The 15137-nt window shown below is 39.3% G+C and carries 29 protein-coding genes; all 29 read right to left on the reverse strand.

Annotation, left to right across the window (positions count from 1 at the left end; genetic code table 11):
- Positions 1–16 precede the first annotated feature (16 nt).
- The 29 genes from K7G93_RS07855 to rplC all read right to left on the reverse strand — a co-directional run bounded on the left by K7G93_RS07855 (position 17) and on the right by rplC (position 15129).
- Positions 17–1006, reverse strand: a complete 990-nt coding sequence (locus tag K7G93_RS07855; RefSeq protein WP_115323262.1) for a DNA-directed RNA polymerase subunit alpha — start codon at positions 1004–1006, stop codon at positions 17–19.
- Positions 1007–1042: 36 nt separating this feature from the next.
- A complete protein-coding gene (gene rpsD / locus K7G93_RS07860; protein ID WP_049214876.1) occupies positions 1043–1663 on the reverse strand; it encodes a 30S ribosomal protein S4 in 621 nt (206 codons plus the stop codon).
- 29 nt (positions 1664–1692) lie between these two features.
- On the reverse strand, positions 1693–2082 hold the full coding sequence (gene rpsK / locus K7G93_RS07865; RefSeq protein ID WP_005701868.1) for a 30S ribosomal protein S11: 390 nt from the start codon (positions 2080–2082) through the stop codon (positions 1693–1695).
- 16 nt (positions 2083–2098) lie between these two features.
- Complete coding sequence (gene rpsM, locus K7G93_RS07870; RefSeq protein ID WP_005717912.1) at positions 2099–2455, reverse strand: 30S ribosomal protein S13; 357 nt, start codon at positions 2453–2455, stop codon at positions 2099–2101.
- Between the two features lie 141 nt (positions 2456–2596).
- Positions 2597–2710, reverse strand: a complete 114-nt coding sequence (gene rpmJ / locus K7G93_RS07875; RefSeq protein ID WP_005548767.1) for a 50S ribosomal protein L36 — start codon at positions 2708–2710, stop codon at positions 2597–2599.
- Between the two features lie 29 nt (positions 2711–2739).
- Positions 2740–4065, reverse strand: coding sequence for a preprotein translocase subunit SecY (gene secY / locus K7G93_RS07880; RefSeq protein WP_115323263.1), 1326 nt, complete (start codon positions 4063–4065; stop codon positions 2740–2742).
- 7 nt (positions 4066–4072) lie between these two features.
- Positions 4073–4507, reverse strand: a complete 435-nt coding sequence (gene rplO, locus K7G93_RS07885) for a 50S ribosomal protein L15 (protein ID WP_049214871.1) — start codon at positions 4505–4507, stop codon at positions 4073–4075.
- Between the two features lie 4 nt (positions 4508–4511).
- The gene (rpmD, locus tag K7G93_RS07890) at positions 4512–4691 is read right to left on the reverse strand and encodes a 50S ribosomal protein L30 (RefSeq protein WP_226690404.1); all 180 of its coding nucleotides are present in this window, start codon (positions 4689–4691) and stop codon (positions 4512–4514) included.
- A 6-nt stretch (positions 4692–4697) separates the two neighbouring features.
- Positions 4698–5198 (reverse strand): 30S ribosomal protein S5, encoded by a 501-nt coding sequence (gene rpsE, locus K7G93_RS07895; RefSeq protein WP_005764304.1) that lies wholly within the window; start codon positions 5196–5198, stop codon positions 4698–4700.
- A 15-nt stretch (positions 5199–5213) separates the two neighbouring features.
- Entirely contained in the window at positions 5214–5567 is a 354-nt protein-coding gene (rplR, locus tag K7G93_RS07900) for a 50S ribosomal protein L18 (protein ID WP_005764306.1), read from the reverse strand.
- Between the two features lie 13 nt (positions 5568–5580).
- Positions 5581–6114 (reverse strand): 50S ribosomal protein L6, encoded by a 534-nt coding sequence (gene rplF / locus K7G93_RS07905; RefSeq protein ID WP_049214870.1) that lies wholly within the window; start codon positions 6112–6114, stop codon positions 5581–5583.
- Between the two features lie 15 nt (positions 6115–6129).
- Positions 6130–6522: a 30S ribosomal protein S8 gene (rpsH, locus tag K7G93_RS07910; RefSeq protein ID WP_005724020.1), complete on the reverse strand. Its 393-nt coding sequence runs from the start codon at positions 6520–6522 to the stop codon at positions 6130–6132.
- Positions 6523–6557: 35 nt separating this feature from the next.
- A complete protein-coding gene (rpsN, locus tag K7G93_RS07915) occupies positions 6558–6863 on the reverse strand; it encodes a 30S ribosomal protein S14 (protein ID WP_005717919.1) in 306 nt (101 codons plus the stop codon).
- An 11-nt stretch (positions 6864–6874) separates the two neighbouring features.
- Entirely contained in the window at positions 6875–7414 is a 540-nt protein-coding gene (gene rplE / locus K7G93_RS07920; RefSeq protein ID WP_049214869.1) for a 50S ribosomal protein L5, read from the reverse strand.
- A 17-nt stretch (positions 7415–7431) separates the two neighbouring features.
- Positions 7432–7743: a 50S ribosomal protein L24 gene (rplX, locus tag K7G93_RS07925; RefSeq protein WP_115323264.1), complete on the reverse strand. Its 312-nt coding sequence runs from the start codon at positions 7741–7743 to the stop codon at positions 7432–7434.
- Positions 7744–7756: 13 nt separating this feature from the next.
- Positions 7757–8128 (reverse strand): 50S ribosomal protein L14, encoded by a 372-nt coding sequence (rplN, locus tag K7G93_RS07930; protein WP_005548786.1) that lies wholly within the window; start codon positions 8126–8128, stop codon positions 7757–7759.
- A 415-nt stretch (positions 8129–8543) separates the two neighbouring features.
- Positions 8544–9197 (reverse strand): DUF799 domain-containing protein, encoded by a 654-nt coding sequence (locus tag K7G93_RS07935; RefSeq protein WP_115323265.1) that lies wholly within the window; start codon positions 9195–9197, stop codon positions 8544–8546.
- An 11-nt stretch (positions 9198–9208) separates the two neighbouring features.
- Entirely contained in the window at positions 9209–9553 is a 345-nt protein-coding gene (locus tag K7G93_RS07940; RefSeq protein ID WP_049214866.1) for a DUF4810 domain-containing protein, read from the reverse strand.
- A 9-nt stretch (positions 9554–9562) separates the two neighbouring features.
- A complete protein-coding gene (locus K7G93_RS07945) occupies positions 9563–10237 on the reverse strand; it encodes a CsgG/HfaB family protein (protein WP_115323267.1) in 675 nt (224 codons plus the stop codon).
- A gap of 267 nt (positions 10238–10504) precedes the next feature.
- Positions 10505–10759, reverse strand: a complete 255-nt coding sequence (gene rpsQ / locus K7G93_RS07950; protein ID WP_049214864.1) for a 30S ribosomal protein S17 — start codon at positions 10757–10759, stop codon at positions 10505–10507.
- Positions 10759–10950 carry a 50S ribosomal protein L29 gene (gene rpmC, locus K7G93_RS07955; RefSeq protein ID WP_005706394.1) on the reverse strand — a complete coding sequence of 64 codons (192 nt, stop codon included), beginning with the start codon at positions 10948–10950 and terminating at the stop codon, positions 10759–10761. Before rpmC ends, rpsQ begins: the two co-directional genes overlap by 1 nt.
- A complete protein-coding gene (rplP, locus tag K7G93_RS07960) occupies positions 10950–11360 on the reverse strand; it encodes a 50S ribosomal protein L16 (RefSeq protein ID WP_049214862.1) in 411 nt (136 codons plus the stop codon). Before rplP ends, rpmC begins: the two co-directional genes overlap by 1 nt.
- Before the next feature lie 13 nt (positions 11361–11373).
- Complete coding sequence (gene rpsC, locus K7G93_RS07965) at positions 11374–12081, reverse strand: 30S ribosomal protein S3 (RefSeq protein ID WP_005717926.1); 708 nt, start codon at positions 12079–12081, stop codon at positions 11374–11376.
- Positions 12082–12098: 17 nt separating this feature from the next.
- Complete coding sequence (gene rplV, locus K7G93_RS07970) at positions 12099–12431, reverse strand: 50S ribosomal protein L22 (RefSeq protein ID WP_005625897.1); 333 nt, start codon at positions 12429–12431, stop codon at positions 12099–12101.
- Between the two features lie 10 nt (positions 12432–12441).
- On the reverse strand, positions 12442–12717 hold the full coding sequence (rpsS, locus tag K7G93_RS07975; RefSeq protein ID WP_005539416.1) for a 30S ribosomal protein S19: 276 nt from the start codon (positions 12715–12717) through the stop codon (positions 12442–12444).
- A gap of 25 nt (positions 12718–12742) precedes the next feature.
- A complete protein-coding gene (gene rplB, locus K7G93_RS07980; RefSeq protein WP_101776304.1) occupies positions 12743–13564 on the reverse strand; it encodes a 50S ribosomal protein L2 in 822 nt (273 codons plus the stop codon).
- Between the two features lie 19 nt (positions 13565–13583).
- Positions 13584–13886, reverse strand: a complete 303-nt coding sequence (rplW, locus tag K7G93_RS07985; protein WP_005724030.1) for a 50S ribosomal protein L23 — start codon at positions 13884–13886, stop codon at positions 13584–13586.
- Complete coding sequence (rplD, locus tag K7G93_RS07990) at positions 13883–14485, reverse strand: 50S ribosomal protein L4 (RefSeq protein WP_046339262.1); 603 nt, start codon at positions 14483–14485, stop codon at positions 13883–13885. Before rplD ends, rplW begins: the two co-directional genes overlap by 4 nt.
- A 14-nt stretch (positions 14486–14499) precedes the next feature.
- Entirely contained in the window at positions 14500–15129 is a 630-nt protein-coding gene (gene rplC, locus K7G93_RS07995; RefSeq protein WP_005764326.1) for a 50S ribosomal protein L3, read from the reverse strand.
- Between the last annotated feature and the right edge of the window lie 8 nt (positions 15130–15137).

Consider the following 15137-nt stretch of genomic DNA (forward strand, 5'->3'; position numbering starts at 1 on the left):
TTAACCTATGACCAAACTAGTCTTCAGCAATACTTGCTGGTGGCCAATTCTCAAGGCGCATACCTAGTGACAAGCCGCGCGAAGCGAGAACATCCTTAATTTCAGTAAGTGATTTCTTACCAAGATTAGGTGTTTTTAATAATTCAACTTCAGTACGCTGTACTAAATCACCGATATAGTGAATTGTTTCTGCTTTCAAACAGTTAGCAGAACGAACTGTCAACTCTAAGTCATCAACAGGACGTAACAGAATTGGATCGAATTCTGGTTTCTCTTCCTTAACTTCTGGTTGACGAACATCACGCAAATCAACGAATGCATCTAGTTGCTCTGCTAAAATTGTTGCTGCACGACGAATTGCTTCTTCTGGATCAATAGTGCCATTTGTTTCTAACTCAATAACAAGTTTATCTAAGTCAGTACGCTGTTCAACACGTGCAGCTTCAACATTGTAAGCAATACGGTCTACTGGGCTATAACAAGCATCTACTAATAGACGACCAATTGGTCTTTCTTCATCTTGAGCATGCACACGAGCTGATGCTGGTACATAACCTCTACCACGTTGCACACGAATACGCATATTAATAGATGCGTTATCATCAGTCAAATGGCAGATAATATGCTCAGGATTTACGATTTCAACATCTCCATCATGGGTGATGTCAGCTGCAACAACAGGGCCAATTCCAGATTTGTTTAATGTCAGAAATACATCATCTTTATTCTGAACTTTAACCGCTAGGCCTTTTAAGTTTAGAAGAACCTCAAGAATATCTTCTTGAACACCTTCTTTACTGCTATATTCATGCAATACGCCATCAATTTCTACTTCAGTTACAGCACAACCTGGCATTGAAGATAGAAGAATACGACGCAATGCATTACCTAAAGTGTGGCCAAATCCACGCTCTAACGGTTCTAAGATCACTTTAGCATGAGTTGAGCTAATTTGCTCAATATCAACTAAGCGTGGCTTTAAAAATTCTGTAACAGAACCCTGCATTTTATCCTCTCTTTGCTTCTAAGCTTTAACTATTTATTATTTAGAGTAAAGCTCAACGATCAGATGTTCGTTAATGTCTGCTGATAAATCAGAACGTTCAGGAACACGTTTGAACACACCTTCCATTTTAGCAGTATCAACTTCTAACCATGTTGGTTTTTCTCTTTGCTCTGCTAATTCTAACGATGCTTTAATACGTGCTTGTTTTTTAGATTTCTCACGAACAGCAACAACATCATTAACTGAAACTTGGAATGATGGGATATTAACAACACGACCATTTACAACAATCGCCTTATGACTCACCAATTGGCGAGCTTCAGCACGAGTTGCAGCAAAGCCCATGCGATAAACAACGTTATCCAATCTACCTTCCAATAACACTAGTAAGTTTTCACCAGTATTACCTTTTAAGCGGTTCGCTTCTTTATAATAATTACGGAATTGACGTTCTAAGATACCGTAAATACGACGAACTTTTTGTTTTTCACGTAATTGACTACCATAATCAGATAAACGTGGTTTACGAGCACCATGTTGACCTGGAGCGGTATCAATTTTACATTTTGATTCAATCGCGCGCACACCTGACTTAAGGAATAAGTCAGTACCTTCACGACGGCTTAGCTTGAGTTTAGGACCCAAATATCTTGCCATTTTCTTTCTCCAACTATCCTATAACGCCATTAAACACGACGTTTTTTCGGTGGACGACAACCGTTATGAGGAATCGGAGTCACATCAGTAATATTCGTAATACGGAAACCCGCTGCATTTAATGCACGAATAGTAGACTCACGACCAGGACCAGGTCCTTTCACCATAACTTCCAAGTTCTTTAAGCCGAATTCTTTTACAACTTCAGCACAACGTTCTGCAGCAACTTGTGCAGCAAACGGGGTAGATTTACGAGAACCACGGAAACCTGAACCACCAGCAGTAGCCCATGCTAGAGCATTGCCTTGACGGTCAGTAATAGTAACGATTGTATTATTGAAAGATGCGTGAATATGTGCTACGCCATCTACAACTTGTTTTTTTACACGTTTACGTGCACGAACTGGTGTTTTAGCCATTTTACCTTACCCCGACTTATTTCTTGATCGGCTTACGAGGACCCTTACGGGTACGCGCATTAGTTTTAGTACGTTGACCACGTACCGGTAAACCACGACGATGACGTAAACCACGATAACAACCTAAGTCTAATAGACGTTTGATGTTTAGTGTTACTTCACGACGTAAGTCACCTTCAACGGTAAATTTACCAACTTCGTCACGCAGTTTATCAATCTGCTCTTCAGACAATTCGCTGATCTTAACATCTTCAGCAATACCCGTAGCTGCACAAATAGCTTGCGCACGAGTTTTACCGATACCATAAATTGCAGTTAAAGCGATTACAGTGTGTTTATGATCAGGAATGTTAATGCCTGCAATACGGGCCACTATGCACTCCTATTATTTTAACAAATTTGATACTTTGATCTTGAAAAGCCCGTTTTCAGGATACTCAAACAAAGTACCAAGGACATAAATGAGCTGAGCAGTATAACTGCTCAACTGGTTCTTTGCAAGAAAAAATATCAATTAACCTTGACGTTGTTTATGTTTAGGGTCGCTACAAAGGACACGAACAACACCTTCACGCTTAACAATTTTACAGTTACGACATAATTTCTTAACGGAAGCACGAACTTTCATTGCTTATCCCTTTTATTTAATTGGACAAATTATTGTCCGAAACCTTTAAGGTTTGCTTTCTTCAACGCAGATTCATATTTTGTCGACATCAAATGACTCTGAACCTGAGCGATGAAATCCATAATTACAACAACAACAATCAGTAAAGATGTACCACCAAAATAGAATTGTACATTCCAAGCTGACGTCATAATATAAGGAACTAAACATACAAACGTGATATATAGACCGCCAATCAATGTTAAGCGAGTCATAATTTTATCAATATAACGTGATGTTTGTTCACCTGGTCTAATCCCTGGTATAAATGCACCAGATTTTTTCAAATTATCCGCTGTATCACGAGGATTATATTGCATTGCGGTATAGAAAAAGCTAAAGAAGATAATCGCAACAGCATACACAAGCAAATATAATGGTTGCCCTGGATGTAGTAACATAGATAACTTAGTTAACCACTCTAGACTAGAACCTTCACCTAACCACTGCACTAATGTAGCAGGGAATAAAATAATACTTGATGCAAAAATCGCTGGAATTACACCTGCCATATTGACCTTTAATGGCAAATGCGTTGAATGACCACCAAGTATTTGGCGACCTTGCTGACGTTTAGCATATTCAACTTTAATCCTTCTTTGGCCTCTCTCAACAAAGACTACAAAATATGTAACCGCAAACACAATAACTGCGATCAATAAGAGAACTAATAGATGCATTTGACCTTGGCGGGTTTGCTCAATAGTTTGACCAATTGCTGATGGTAACCCTGCAACAATACCAGCAAAAATAATTAAAGAGATTCCGTTACCAATACCACGCTCTGTAATCTGCTCACCTAGCCACATCAAGAACATTGTTCCTGTGACAAGGCTAATAACTGCAGTGACATAAAAACCAAAGCCTAAATTAGGTACTAATCCAGGTAACATATTAGGAAGACCGGTAGAAATACCAACAGCCTGTAACGTTGCAAGTACTAACGTTGAATAACGAGTATACTTACTGATTTTACGACGACCAGCTTCACCCTCTTTTTTCAATTCTGCAAGAGCAGGATGAACCGTTGTTAATAATTGGATGATAATCGATGCCGAAATATAAGGCATGATACCTAACGCAAAAATAGACGCACGACTCAATGCACCACCAGAGAACATGTTAAACATATCTATAATGGTGCCTTTTTGTTGTTCAATTAATTGAGCTAACACAGCCGCATCAATACCAGGAACCGGAATGAAAGAACCAATACGGAAAACGATAAGTGCACCTAATACAAATAATAATCTGCTTTTAAGTTCACCTGTACCGCTTTGGGTACTTCTACTTTGATAACCTGGTTGCTTAGCCATTTATTTATTATTCCTCAACTGAACCGCCAGCAGCTTCAATTGCTGCTTTAGCACCTTTAGTCACACGTAAACCGCGTACAACTACAGCACTATTAAGTTCACCAGCTAAAATTACTTTAGCAAACTGAATATCTTTAGTAAGTATGTTAGCAGCTTTTAAAGATTCTAAGGTAACTACACCGTTTTCAACTTTAGTTAAATCATTCAAACGGACTTCAGCAGTTAATGCCGATTTCATTGAAGTAAAACCAAATTTTGGTAAACGACGGTACAAAGGCATTTGACCACCCTCGAAGCCACGACGAACTCCGCCGCCTGTACGAGATTTTTGACCTTTGTGACCACGACCTCCAGTTTTACCCAAACCAGAACCAATACCACGACCTAAGCGTTTAGCGCTATGTTTTGCACCTTCAGCTGGTGACAAAGTATTTAAACGCATTCTTTTACTCCTCCACTTTAACCATGTATGAAACTTGATTAATCATACCACGTACTGCTGGAGTATCAATTAGCTCAACAGTATGATGCATATAGCGAAGACCAAGGCCACGTAATGTAGCTTTATGCTTCGGTAAACGAGCAATAGAACTACGTACTTGAGTTACTTTAATAGTTTTAGCCATCATCAATTACCCCAAGATTTCATCAACGGTTTTACCACGTTTTGCAGCAACCATTTCTGGTGATTTCATATTTGCAAGTGCATCAATTGTTGCACGAACAACGTTAATTGGGTTAGTTGAACCGTATGCTTTAGAAAGAACGTTACGTACACCTGCAACTTCTAATACTGCACGCATTGCACCGCCCGCGATGATACCTGTACCTTCGCTAGCTGGTTGCATAAATACACGAGAACCAGTATGTGAACCTTTAATCGGGTGTTGTAATGTACCTTCATTTAAAGCTACATTGATCATATTGCGACGTGCTTTTTCCATCGCTTTTTGGATCGCTGCTGGAACTTCGCGCGCTTTACCATAACCAAAACCAACGCGACCATTACCATCACCTACTACAGTCAATGCAGTAAAGCTCATGATACGACCACCTTTAACAGTTTTTGATACACGGTTTACCGCGATTAGCTTCTCTTGCAGTTCACCAGCTTGTTTTTCGATGTTTGCCATCTGAAATTACCTCTATTAGAACTGTAGACCAGCTTCACGGGCAGCGTCCGCTAAAGTTTGGACACGACCATGATATTTAAAACCAGAACGATCAAAAGCAACGTCTTTGACGCCTTTTGCTAATGCTCTCTCTGCAACAACTTTTCCTACTACTGCTGCTGCATCTTTATTTCCGGTATATTTCACTTGCTCACTAATTACTTTTTCAACAGTTGAAGCAGCGGCAAGAACTTCTGAACCGTTCGGTGCAATTACTTGTGCATAAATATGACGTGGAGTACGGTGTATAACTAAACGAGTTACACCTTGCTCTTTCATCATATGACGTGCACGTGCTGCACGACGGATACGAGCTGATTTCTTATCCATAGTGTTACCTTAATTATTTCTTCTTAGCCTCTTTGATACGTACCACTTCATCAGCGTAACGTACCCCTTTACCTTTATAAGGCTCAGGACGGCGATAAGCACGAATATCTGCAGCGACTTGGCCGATTAATTGCTTGTCCGCACCTTTCAACACAATTTCAGTCTGAGATGGACATTCTGCTGTAATACCTGCAGGTAAAACGTGTTCAATAGGGTGAGAGAAACCTAAACTTAAAGCAACTGCATTGCCTTTCATTTGTGCTCTATAACCAACACCCACCAATTGTAACTTCTTAGTGAAGCCTTCAGTAACACCGATAACCATTGCATTCACTAATGCACGAGCAGTTCCTGCTTGAGCATCAGCACCAACAATACCTTCACGAGGAGAGAAGGTTAATTCGTTATTATCTTGTTTAACTTCAACTGTGTCATGAATGGTACGAGATAACTCACCATTTTTTCCTTTAACTGTTAATAACTGACCGTTGAGTTTTACCTCAACACCGGCAGGAATACTAACAGGTGCTTTTGCAACACGAGACATTTTCCTACCTCTCTATTAAGCTACATAACAGATAATCTCACCGCCTAAACCCGCTTGGCGAGCTGCACGGTCAGTCATCACACCTTTAGATGTAGAAACAACTGCAACACCTAAACCACCCATTACTTTTGGTAATTCGTCTTTACGTTTATAAATACGTAGACCTGGGCGGCTAACTCGTTGAATACTTTCTACAACTGGTTTCCCTTGGAAATATTTTAAAGTAATTTCCAACTCTGGTTTTACACCATCTAAAACTTTAACGCTTTCGATATAACCTTCTTCAGCTAACACATTGGCAATTGCCACTTTTAGCTTGGATGAAGGCATACTAATCGCAACTTTGTTCGCAGCTTGACCGTTACGAATACGAGTCAACATATCTGCGATTGGATCTTGCATACTCATGTACTTTTACTCCGATTCCAAAATAAAGTGGTAAATTACCAACTCGCTTTCTTAAGGCCTGGGATCTCGCCACGCATTGCAGCTTCACGAACCTTAATACGGCTTAAACCAAACTTACGAAGAACACCATGTGGGCGTCCAGTTTGGCGGCAACGGTTACGCTGACGACTTGGACTAGAATCACGTGGTAAAGTTTGTAACTTCAACACCGCATTCCAACGATCTTCGTCAGAGGCATTTACATCAGAAATGATCTGTTTTAATTCTGCACGCTTCGCGTAGAATTTTTCAGCTAGTTTTACGCGTTTTACATCACGCGCTTTCATCGATTGCTTAGCCATGATAACCTGCCTTATTTACGGAATGGGAAATTAAAGGCAGCAAGTAGTGCTTGACCTTCTTCATCACTTTTCGCTGTCGTAGTGATAGTAATATCTAAACCACGAACACGATCCACTTTATCATAATCGATTTCAGGGAAGATGATTTGCTCACGCACACCCATGCTGTAATTACCACGACCATCAAATGATTTCGCGCTTAATCCGCGGAAGTCACGAATACGTGGAACAGCAATTGTAATTAAACGTTCAAAGAACTCCCACATACGCTCACCGCGTAGTGTTACTTTACAACCGATTGGATATCCCTGACGGATTTTAAAGCCTGCAACAGATTTGCGTGCTTTTGTAATCAAAGGTTTCTGACCGCTAATTGCTGCTAAATCTGCTACTGCATTGTCTAGCAACTTTTTATCGGTCAATGCTTCACCCACACCCATATTTAGGGTTATCTTTTCGATTCGTGGGACTTGCATGACAGATTTGTAGCTGAATTTTTCTTTCAATTCATTAACTACTTGATCTCTGTAGTAATCATGCAGTTTCGCCATCGCATTACTCCAGTTTGTTAAATGATTTCATTGTTAGATTTGAAGAAACGGACTTTTTTACCATCTTCGAATCTAAAACCTACACGGTCTGCTTTATTTGTTTTTGGGTTAAAGATAGCTACATTTGATGCATCAATTGGAGCTTCTTTTTTCACTAAACCACCTTCTTTACCTAATGCAGGAACTGGTTTTTCATGTTTAGTGATAATATTAACACCTTCAACAATCACTTTACCGTTTGGTAACACTTGAGTTACCTTACCACGCTTACCTTTGCTTTTACCAGTAAGCACAATTACTTCATCGTTTTGACGAATTTTTGCAGCCATTTGTCACTTCTCCTTACAGTACTTCTGGCGCCAAAGAGATGATTTTCATAAACTTCTCTGAACGAAGCTCACGAGTCACCGGTCCAAAAATACGAGTACCGATTGGTTGCTCTGTGTTATTGTTTAAAATTACACATGCATTACCATCGAAGCGAATGACTGATCCATCTGGGCGACGAACACCCTTCTTGGTGCGCACAACAACTGCTTTTAATACATCACCTTTTTTTACTTTACCGCGAGGAATTGCTTCTTTCACAGTAATTTTGATGATATCACCAATAGCAGCGTAACGACGGTGCGATCCACCTAGAACCTTGATACACATTACACTGCGAGCGCCTGAGTTATCAGCAACGTCCAGCATAGTCTGTTCTTGGATCATCTTAGTACTCCGCTAAAATTAATAACACCCTTTCGGGACGAGTCTATTTACCCAATGTAAATAGGATGCGGATTTTATCACAAGTCATTAAAGAAAAACAAGATGCTTTTCTCGTTTCCCATTAGATAATCATTAATAAAGTGCTTTACTACTTCATTAAAGATACTGATGTTTCTATGAATATTCATTTTATTTAATACTGATTTAATTCACTGATGCTTAGGATAATTCGAAGCTGAATTCTGTTGAAACAATAAACTATATAATCAAGATATTTAAAATAACGCTTTTTAGGAGTCTATAAAATTAAAAATATATAAATATTATAAAAGGTGTAAGCCTTCTCACATTAGTTTTAGTACTAAAAAAGCCAAGAAATATTTTCTTGGCTAAGATTTTAACTAATGAATTAATTTTATTTTTCGGCTTTACCATAAGCTGGGTGTCGTGGACCAACAAGCAATCCACCATTTTTACCATGATAAATAAGATTAGCCATCGCTGGAGCTGCGACCTGATATCCTTTATCCTTTGTAGTATCAATAATCTGACTTACGGCAGCTTTAATTAATGCAACTAAAAGACCATCATTGCTATTACTTGATCCTTGTGCATAGGCACCTGTTCCCTCCCAAAGTGTTTGACCTGTTTTAAGATCAACTAATTTACCTTCTACAGAAACCGTAGTGACACTATCAATCAGTTTATAACTAGTACCATACTCATTTACATTAACATAGAGAATACTGTCTGCCCCAAAAATATCATGAATTTTTTTTAATTGTGCACTACGAATCAAATTTCCATCAGTTAATCCATTTTGTTTAAATACCTCATCAACTAAAGCAACTGGATAAACATAATAGCCATATTCTGCTAATGGATAAGTGGAACGTGCAAGGACACTAGTATCAGCTTTGACATCTACAGAATTATTCGCAGGCATAACAATCAAAATTGATTTTGGCTTGCTCTGTTTTAATGCAGTATAGTCGTAAGATACAGTATTTTTATTTGCACAACCTGTTAGTAATATAAGATTTGCAAGAAAAATGATCAATTTTTTCATTTTGTTTACCCTTATTTCTTACGTTGCAAATACTGCATGAAAGTTGTACTTTCTGGATATAAACGTTGTTCCTCTTGAAAAGCCATGTTCGCATCAGCAGGTTTACCTTGCTTTAACAAAACGAGTCCTAGATGTCCATATACACCTGGAGCAATAAGTTTATTCTGTTCTTTCGCTTGAGCAATAATTTGATTTAAGGCCTCTTCCTGCTTTGACAAATCGCCTTCTTCATTGTAATAACTGTATACAACATCAGAGTAATTACCCCAATAATATAAATCATGATTTTGAGGCGAAGAACAAGCAGCCAGCAATCCAATAGCTAAAAGAGCTACTGTAAAATGAACTTTTTTCATCATTATTCCTTATTTAGTAGGAGACCAACGACCTGATTCAATACCATTTACTAAGTTATTTACAGCTTCACGAATTGCAAGATCAAGAACTTTGCCATTTAAAGTCGCATCATAGCCTGCTGTACCACCAAACCCTAATACTTCGCGGTTAGATAAATTATATTCTCCAGCCCCTTGCGCAGAATAAACAACTTCTGATGTAACAACATTCACAACATTTAAAGTTACTTTTGCATAAGCAATTTGCTCTTTTCCACGACCTAAAATACCAAATAACTGATGATCACCAACTGTTTTACGACCAAACTCAGTCACATCACCAGTAACAACGTAAGTTGCACCTTTTAACTTCTGCTTCTGACCTTTTATTTTTGCCTCAGAGGCAATTTCTGTCATATTAGTACGATCTACAACAGAAAAACGGCCTGTCTGTTGTAAATGTGAGATCAAAATTGTTTTAGATTGATTCCCTAACTGATCAGCCCCTTCTGTAAAGACCCCATTTTGAAAACTTGATTTATTATCAAATTTCCCAACAGAAATAACTGATTTTACACCTTGATAAGTATTTGCTGTTGCTGCTGCTTGTGTTGTAGTTGGTGCAATTACACGAGCACCTTCGGTGGCACAACCAGTAATTCCCAAAGTAGCGACACACAATGTTGTTAATAATAATTTTTTCATAAAAACCTCTTGTATATAAAGGGTGAGTATAATTATTTATCATCGCACTATTATAAAAAGCAACATCTTGAAACAAAAGTGCGGTATGTTTTTAAATCCTATCTTTATTTTTAAGTAAAGATAAATGAACTATAAGTAAAACTATTAGTTTTATTCATACACTCTTATATTTTAAAGAATAACAAACAGTAACATAAATAATCTTAAATTTTATTTAAAAAAAGACCGCACTTATCAGGGCGGTCTTTTTAATTAAAATCACAATAATTAAATTACTGCTTTTTCAACAACGCGAACTAATGTCCAAGACTTAGTTTTAGAAATTGGGCGACATTCGCGAACTTCTACAACATCTCCAACTTGCGCTTCGTTGTTTTCATCATGTACATGTAACTTTGTTGTACGACGGATAAACTTACCATAAAGAGGGTGTTTAACCTTGCGTTCAATAGCGACAACAAAAGATTTTTCCATCTTGTCACTAACAACTTTACCTTGTACGCTACGAATTTTATCAGTCATTACTCACCCGCCTTCTCGGTTAATACAGTTTTCACCTGTGCAATACTACGACGCACTTGTTTTAACTGATGGGTTTGTTGAAGCTGACCGGTGGCTGCTTGCATACGCAATTTGAATTGCTCACCTAAAAGGTTCACTAACTCAGCATTCAGCTCTTCAACATTTTTGTTACGTAGTTCTTGAGCTTTCATTACATCACCGTCTTAGTTACGAAAGTGGTCTTAATTGGCAATTTAGCAGCTGCTAATGCAAATGCACTTCTTGCGATTTCTTCAGACACACCATCCATTTCATATAGTACTTTACCCGGTTGGATTAAGGCTACCCAGTACTCAACGTTACCTTTACCTTTACCCATACGGACTTCTAATGGTTTTTCAGTAATTGGTTTATCTGGGAATACACGGATCCAGATTTTACCTTGACGTTTAACTGCACGAGTCATTGCACGACGTGCCGCCTCAATTTGGCGAGCTGTTAAACGACCACGACCAACTGCTTTCAAACCAAAGGTACCGAAACTTACTTCTGTACCTGCTGCAATACCACGGTTACGACCTTTGTGGACTTTGCGGAATTTTGTACGTTTTGGTTGCAACATCTAGCGATTCTCCTTACTTACGACCTTTGCCGCGCGGAGCCTTTTTAGGCTTGTCAGCAGGTTGTTGTTCTGGTTGCGCGATTGCAGCCATTCCACCGAGGATTTCACCTTTGAAGATCCATACTTTAATACCGATTACACCGTATGTAGTATGTGCTTCAGCAGTGTTATAGTCGATGTCCGCACGTAATGTATGTAGAGGTACACGACCTTCACGATACCATTCAGAACGTGCAATTTCTGCACCACCTAAACGACCACTTACTTCAACTTTGATACCTTTAGCACCTAAACGCATTGCGTTTTGTACTGCACGTTTCATTGCGCGACGGAACATAACACGACGCTCTAATTGAGAAGCGATGCTGTCTGCAACTAATTTTGCATCTAATTCAGGTTTTTTCACTTCAGCGATGTTGATTTGTGCTGGAACGCCTGCAATAGCCGCAACTGCGTTACGTAATTTTTCAACATCTTCACCTTTTTTACCGATAACGATACCTGGGCGAGCTGTGTGAATAGTTACACGGATGCTTTTCGCTGGACGCTCAATAGTGATGCGTGAAACTGAAGCATTCGCTAATTCTTTATTCAAGAATTTACGTACTTTGAAATCGCCATCTAAGTTATCAGCGAAATCTTGTGTATTCGCGAACCAAGTAGAGCTCCAAGGCTTAACGATACCTAGGCGAATACCATGTGGATGTACTTTTTGACCCATTGCTATTCCTCTACTTATTAACGATCTGACACTACCACAGTGATGTGGCTAGTACGTTTTAAAATACGATCTGCACGACCTTTAGCACGTGGCATAACACGTTTCATGCTTGGACCTTCATCTACGAAAATCTTCGCTACTTTAAGATCATCGATATCTGCACCGTCATTGTGCTCTGCGTTAGCGATTGCTGATTCAAGCACTTTTTTCACTAAAGCAGCTGCTTTTTTGTTAGTGAAAGTTAAGATTTCTAATGCTTGAGCAACTTTTTTACCACGGATTAAATCCGCAACTAAACGAGCTTTTTGCGCTGAAGTGCGAGCGTAACGATGTTTTGCAATAGTTTCCATCTTTTACCCCTTACTTCTTAGCTTTCTTATCCGCAGCGTGACCGCGGTAAGTACGAGTCGGTGCAAATTCACCTAATTTATGACCGATCATTTCATCAGATACATAAACAGGAACGTGCTGACGACCATTATGGACTGCGATGGTCAATCCGATCATTGATGGAATGATCATTGAACGACGGGACCAAGTTTTAATTGGCTTTTTATCCCCGCTTTCCACCGCCTTCTCTACCTTCTTCAACAAGTGTAGGTCAAGGAAAGGACCCTTCTTGAGAGAACGTGGCATGGCTAATCCTCTTTATTAATTAATATTATTTACCACGACGACGTACAATAAATTTATCTGTACGTTTGTTATGGCGAGTTTTCTTACCTTTAGTTTGAACGCCCCAAGGTGTTACTGGGTGTTTACCAAAGTTACGACCTTCACCACCACCGTGTGGGTGATCTACTGGGTTCATTGCTGTACCACGAACTGTTGGGCGTACGCCTCTCCAGCGGTTAGCACCTGCTTTACCCAATACGCGAAGCATATGTTCTGAATTACCAACTTCACCGATGGTTGCAGTACATTCAGCTAACACTTTACGCATTTCGCCTGAACGAAGACGTAATGTAACATAATTACCTTCACGAGCGATAATTTGTACATAAGCACCCGCTGAACGAGCAATTTGACCACCTTTACCTGGTTTTAATTCAACATTATGTACAGTTGAACCCACTGGAATATTACGCATTGGTAATGCATTACCAACTTTAATAGGCGCATTTACACCAGCTTGGATCGTATCGCCTGCAGATAAACCTTTAGGTGCTAAGATATAACGGCGTTCACCATCTTTATAAAGCACTAAAGCAATATTTGCAGAACGGTTAGGGTCATATTCTAGACGCTCAACAACCGCTGGAATATCTAACTTGTTACGTTTGAAATCGATTAAACGGTAATGTTGTTTATGACCACCACCAATATGGCGAGTAGTAATACGTCCGAAATTATTACGTCCACCTGTTTTAGATTTAGTATCTAAAAGTGGTGCGTAAGGTTTCCCTTTATGTAATTCAGGGTTTACGATTTTAACAACGTGACGACGACCAGCGGAGGTCGGCTTACATTTAACGATAGCCATTACTTTCTACTCCTCCGAATTACTCTGCACCTTCAACGAAGTCAAGTGATTGACCTTCTTGAAGAGTTACATAAGCTTTTTTCCAGTCACTGCGACGTCCCATTCTTGCACCATGGCGTTTAGTTTTACCTTTCACTACGACGGTACGAACAGAATCCACTTTCACTTCAAATAATTGCTCAACTGCATTAGCAATTTCAACTTTATTTGCATCTAAAGCTACTTTGAAAACAATAGTGTTAGACTTCTCAGCGTTATTTGTTGCTTTTTCAGAGACATGTGGTGCTTTTAACACTTTTAGCAAACGTTCTTGTTGAATCATGCTAACATCTCCTCAATTTGTTTCACAGCATCGACAGTTACAACAACTTTATCAAATGCGATTAAGCTTACTGGATCGATACCTTGCACATCACGAACATCTACTTTATATAAGTTACGTGCTGCTAAGAATAGATTTTCATCTAAGCTTGCTGTGATAATTAACACATCTTCAAGTGCTAATTCTTTTAATTTTTGTACTAAAACTTTCGTTTTTGGTGCTTCAACTTCGAACTTATCAACAACCACTAAACGGTCTTGACGAACAAGTTCAGAAAGAATGCTTTTGATTGCACCACGGTACATTTTCTTGTTCACTTTTTGGCTGTGATCTTGTGGTTTAGCTGCAAAAGTCACACCACCAGAACGCCAAATTGGTGATTTGATATCACCTGAACGAGCACGACCTGTACCTTTTTGACGCCAAGGCTTTTTACCTGAACCAGACACTTCAGCACGAGTTTTCTGTGCACGAGAACCTTGACGAGCACCTGCTGCATATGCAACAACAACTTGGTGAATCAATGCTTCGTTGAACTCACGTCCGAAGGTAGTTTCAGAAACAGTTAGTGCATTTGCACCTACAACTTGTAATTCCATCTCTATCTCCTGACTTATGCTTTAACTGCTGGCTTAACGATAACATCACCATTAGTTGCACCTGGAACAGCACCTTTCACTAATAGTAATTTACGCTCAGCATCAACACGAACAACTTCTAGTGATTGAACGGTTACACGCTCAGCACCTAAGTGTCCTGCCATTTTTTTGCCTTTAAACACACGACCTGGCGTTTGGTTTTGACCAATAGAACCAAGCACACGATGTGATAAAGAGTTACCGTGTGTAGCATCCTGAGTACGGAAATTCCAGCGTTTTACACCGCCAGCAAATCCTTTACCTTTAGAAGTACCTGTAACATCAACTTTTTTAACATCTGCAAAGATGTCAACATTAATTTCTTGACCTAAAGTGAATTCTTCACCTTCAGTAGTACGAAATTCCCATAAACCGCGACCAGCTTCAACACCTGCTTTCACGAAATGACCAGCTTCTGGCTTAGTTACACGACTTGCTTTTTTAGAGCCAGTGGTAACTTGAATTGCAGAATAGCCATCTGTTTCTACAGTTTTAACTTGAGTCACACGGTTGGCTTCGATTTCGATAACGGTAACTGGAATTGAAACGCCATCTTCATTGAAGATACGAGTCATACCAACTTTACGACCGACTAAACCAATCATTGTAATAA

Origin of the sequence: Pasteurella canis (assembly GCF_020810675.1) — a bacterium.
Classification (GTDB): domain Bacteria; phylum Pseudomonadota; class Gammaproteobacteria; order Enterobacterales; family Pasteurellaceae; genus Pasteurella; species Pasteurella canis.

Excerpts from the sequence above, each read along its gene's own strand:
- rpsS (WP_005539416.1), bottom strand. The coding sequence starts at position 12,717 with ATGCCACGTTCTCTCAAGAAGGGTCCTTTCCTTGACCTACACTTGTTG.
- rplB (WP_101776304.1), bottom strand. The coding sequence starts at position 13,564 with ATGGCTATCGTTAAATGTAAGCCGACCTCCGCTGGTCGTCGTCACGTT.
- K7G93_RS07935 (WP_115323265.1), bottom strand. The coding sequence starts at position 9,197 with ATGAAAAAATTGATCATTTTTCTTGCAAATCTTATATTACTAACAGGT.
- secY (WP_115323263.1), bottom strand. The coding sequence starts at position 4,065 with ATGGCTAAGCAACCAGGTTATCAAAGTAGAAGTACCCAAAGCGGTACA.
- rplD (WP_046339262.1), bottom strand. The coding sequence starts at position 14,485 with ATGGAATTACAAGTTGTAGGTGCAAATGCACTAACTGTTTCTGAAACT.
- rpsD (WP_049214876.1), bottom strand. The coding sequence starts at position 1,663 with ATGGCAAGATATTTGGGTCCTAAACTCAAGCTAAGCCGTCGTGAAGGT.
- rpmJ (WP_005548767.1), bottom strand. The coding sequence starts at position 2,710 with ATGAAAGTTCGTGCTTCCGTTAAGAAATTATGTCGTAACTGTAAAATT.
- rpsC (WP_005717926.1), bottom strand. The coding sequence starts at position 12,081 with ATGGGTCAAAAAGTACATCCACATGGTATTCGCCTAGGTATCGTTAAG.
- rpsE (WP_005764304.1), bottom strand. The coding sequence starts at position 5,198 with ATGGCAAACATCGAAAAACAAGCTGGTGAACTGCAAGAGAAGCTAATC.
- rpsN (WP_005717919.1), bottom strand. The coding sequence starts at position 6,863 with ATGGCTAAGCAATCGATGAAAGCGCGTGATGTAAAACGCGTAAAACTA.
- rpsH (WP_005724020.1), bottom strand. The coding sequence starts at position 6,522 with ATGAGTATGCAAGATCCAATCGCAGATATGTTGACTCGTATTCGTAAC.
- rpmC (WP_005706394.1), bottom strand. The coding sequence starts at position 10,950 with ATGAAAGCTCAAGAACTACGTAACAAAAATGTTGAAGAGCTGAATGCT.
- rplF (WP_049214870.1), bottom strand. The coding sequence starts at position 6,114 with ATGTCTCGTGTTGCAAAAGCACCTGTTAGTATTCCTGCCGGTGTTGAG.
- rplW (WP_005724030.1), bottom strand. The coding sequence starts at position 13,886 with ATGATTCAACAAGAACGTTTGCTAAAAGTGTTAAAAGCACCACATGTC.
- rplO (WP_049214871.1), bottom strand. The coding sequence starts at position 4,507 with ATGCGTTTAAATACTTTGTCACCAGCTGAAGGTGCAAAACATAGCGCT.
- K7G93_RS07940 (WP_049214866.1), bottom strand. The coding sequence starts at position 9,553 with ATGAAAAAAGTTCATTTTACAGTAGCTCTTTTAGCTATTGGATTGCTG.
- rplC (WP_005764326.1), bottom strand. The coding sequence starts at position 15,129 with ATGATTGGTTTAGTCGGTCGTAAAGTTGGTATGACTCGTATCTTCAAT.
- rpsQ (WP_049214864.1), bottom strand. The coding sequence starts at position 10,759 with ATGACTGATAAAATTCGTAGCGTACAAGGTAAAGTTGTTAGTGACAAG.
- rplV (WP_005625897.1), bottom strand. The coding sequence starts at position 12,431 with ATGGAAACTATTGCAAAACATCGTTACGCTCGCACTTCAGCGCAAAAA.
- rplE (WP_049214869.1), bottom strand. The coding sequence starts at position 7,414 with ATGGCGAAACTGCATGATTACTACAGAGATCAAGTAGTTAATGAATTG.
- rpsK (WP_005701868.1), bottom strand. The coding sequence starts at position 2,082 with ATGGCTAAAACACCAGTTCGTGCACGTAAACGTGTAAAAAAACAAGTT.
- rplR (WP_005764306.1), bottom strand. The coding sequence starts at position 5,567 with ATGGATAAGAAATCAGCTCGTATCCGTCGTGCAGCACGTGCACGTCAT.
- K7G93_RS07945 (WP_115323267.1), bottom strand. The coding sequence starts at position 10,237 with ATGAAAAAATTATTATTAACAACATTGTGTGTCGCTACTTTGGGAATT.
- K7G93_RS07855 (WP_115323262.1), bottom strand. The coding sequence starts at position 1,006 with ATGCAGGGTTCTGTTACAGAATTTTTAAAGCCACGCTTAGTTGATATT.
- rpmD (WP_226690404.1), bottom strand. The coding sequence starts at position 4,691 with ATGGCTAAAACTATTAAAGTAACTCAAGTACGTAGTTCTATTGCTCGT.
- rplP (WP_049214862.1), bottom strand. The coding sequence starts at position 11,360 with ATGTTGCAACCAAAACGTACAAAATTCCGCAAAGTCCACAAAGGTCGT.
- rplN (WP_005548786.1), bottom strand. The coding sequence starts at position 8,128 with ATGATCCAAGAACAGACTATGCTGGACGTTGCTGATAACTCAGGCGCT.
- rplX (WP_115323264.1), bottom strand. The coding sequence starts at position 7,743 with ATGGCTGCAAAAATTCGTCAAAACGATGAAGTAATTGTGCTTACTGGT.